This window comes from Mesorhizobium sp. M2A.F.Ca.ET.039.01.1.1, assembly GCF_003998035.1.
In the GTDB taxonomy this organism is placed as follows: Bacteria; Pseudomonadota; Alphaproteobacteria; order Rhizobiales; family Rhizobiaceae; genus Mesorhizobium.
Genome location: NZ_RZRY01000923.1, coordinates 1 through 2,079, shown reverse-complemented (window position 1 = coordinate 2,079; position 2,079 = coordinate 1). Strand labels below are relative to the sequence as shown.

The window sequence follows — 2,079 nt, the reverse complement described above, 5'->3', positions numbered from 1 at the left end:
GATCTATTTCCAGCTCGGCAGCGACGGAGGTTTCCTGTCGCCCTCGTTCATGAGCGTGGTGCTGCGCGACACCGGCCGGCTGGGCTTGATCGCCACGGCCGAAGTCATGCTGATGATCACCGGCGAGATCGACCTGTCGCTCAGCGCCATCTTCTCCATCGCGCCCTACATCATGGCGCTGCTGTCGGTGACCTACGGGGTGCCTTTGGCCGTCGGTGCGGTGATCGGTGTGCTGATCGGCATCCTCGTCGGTGCCATCAACGGCATCGTCACAGTGCGCTTCAAGGTGCCGTCCCTGATCACCACCGTCGGAACACTGTTCTTCCTGCAAGGCATCGTGGTGTCGATCTACAACAGCCAGCCGATCGTGGCGCCGGTCGAGCAGCCTTTCAACGCGATCTTCGGCCAGAGCCTCTACCAGCCGACGGATGCGCTTTTGTCCTGGCACGGCGTCACCGCTTTCACACCCTTCCTGTGGGCGGTGCTGGTCGTGCTGGTGCTGGCCCTGGTGCTCAATCGCACCACCTTCGGCCTGCACACGATTGCGACCGGAAGCAACATCATCGGCGCGCGCGAGATCGGCGTGCGCACCGACCGCATGAAGATCTATAATTTCATGATCGCCGGCGGCTGCGCCGCCTTTGCCGGCATCATCAACACGGCGCAATTCACCTCGGCCGACCCGCAGGCCGGCAGTCCCTTCCTGACGTTGCAGGCGATCGCGGCGGCGGTCATCGGCGGCACGTCGCTGCTGGGCGGCTCGGGCACCGTGATCGGCGCGCTGATCGGCGCCTTCGTTGTCGCCTCGCTCAACAACGGGCTGGTCATGATCGGCGCCCAGGCGACCGTCTCCGACATCTATCTCGGCGCGGCAATCATCGCCGCCATGATCCTCTCTATCCAGGTCGACCGCCTGCGCACGCGGAGGCGCGTATGAACACGCAAACTATTCCGCCGCTGGCGCCCGATGCGCCTGTCGTGCTGGAGATGACCAACATCTCCAAGAGTTTTGGCGCCGTCACCGCGCTGGTCGACGTCTCGATCAGGCTGCGCCAGGGCGAAGTGCTGTCCCTGGTCGGCGACAACGGCGCCGGCAAGTCGACCCTGATCAAGATCCTGTCCGGCTTCCACCAGCCCGATACCGGCACGATCGTCTCACAAGGCAAGGAGATGCGTTTCGCCTCGCCACGCGACGCCCGCGCGCATGGCATCGAGACCGTCTATCAGGACCTGGCGCTGATCGGTGACCTCAGCGTCTTCCACAACATGTTCCTGGGACGCGAGTACCACAAGCGCGTACTCGGACTGAACCTGCTCGACAACAGGAAGATGCGCGAGCAGGCGCGGCTCTATCTCGACACGCTGGGCATCTCGATCCCCTCGGTCAACAGCACCGTCGACCTTCTGTCCGGCGGCCAGCGCCAGTGCATCGCGGTGGCCCGCTCGATCTATTCGTCGCCCAAAATCCTGGTTCTCGACGAGCCGCTGGCCGCGCTCGGCGTGCGCGAGAGCGCGCATGTGCTGGGTCTCATCCAGAACCTGCGCCAGCAGCGCCAGGTCTCGGTGATCCTGATCGTGCACAACTACAACCAGATTTTCGAGGTCTGCGACCGCATCAACTTCCTGCATTCGGGCGAGATCGCGCTCGACGCCTCGACAGCCGATACCAGCGAGGAGGAGTTGATCCGTATCGTCAAGTCGGGCCTCGGCCGCAAGGCGATCGACGCCGCCGCGGCGCAAGTGCGGCCCGGCCCCGCATGAAGCCGCGATAGTCACCGCCAGAACAATCCCAGCCGGCTCGACACCCATCCGCCGGCCCTTGCATGGAGCACACCCTTTGACCTTCTCTCCGACCGAACTGATGAAATCCCTTGGCCGCGGACTGCTGTCCTTTCCGCTGACGTTCTTCGACCGGAACGGCGCCTTCAACGAAGACGGCTATCGCGCCCATGTCGCCGCTCAGGGCGCCGCCGGAGCGAGCGGGCTTTTTGCCGCCGGCGGCACCGGCGAGTTCTTTTCGCTGACGCTCGAGGAGTACAAACGCGTCGTGCGCTCGGCCTCGCACGCAGTGCCCAAGAC

At 64.5% G+C, this 2,079-nt stretch carries 3 protein-coding genes; all 3 read left to right on the top strand.

Features of this window, described 5'->3' with window-relative positions; all coding sequences use genetic code 11:
* Positions 1-937, top strand: a 937-nt coding sequence (locus EOA24_RS35620) for an ABC transporter permease (RefSeq protein ID WP_133374804.1), incomplete at its 5' end; no start/stop codon positions are given.
* Positions 934-1,761 (top strand): ATP-binding cassette domain-containing protein, encoded by an 828-nt coding sequence (locus EOA24_RS35615; RefSeq protein ID WP_126078846.1) that lies wholly within the window; start codon positions 934-936, stop codon positions 1,759-1,761. The genes EOA24_RS35620 and EOA24_RS35615, both read left to right, overlap by 4 nt.
* A gap of 100 nt (positions 1,762-1,861) precedes the next feature.
* On the top strand, positions 1,862-2,079 hold a 218-nt coding region (locus EOA24_RS35610; protein WP_245501933.1), incomplete at its 3' end, for a dihydrodipicolinate synthase family protein.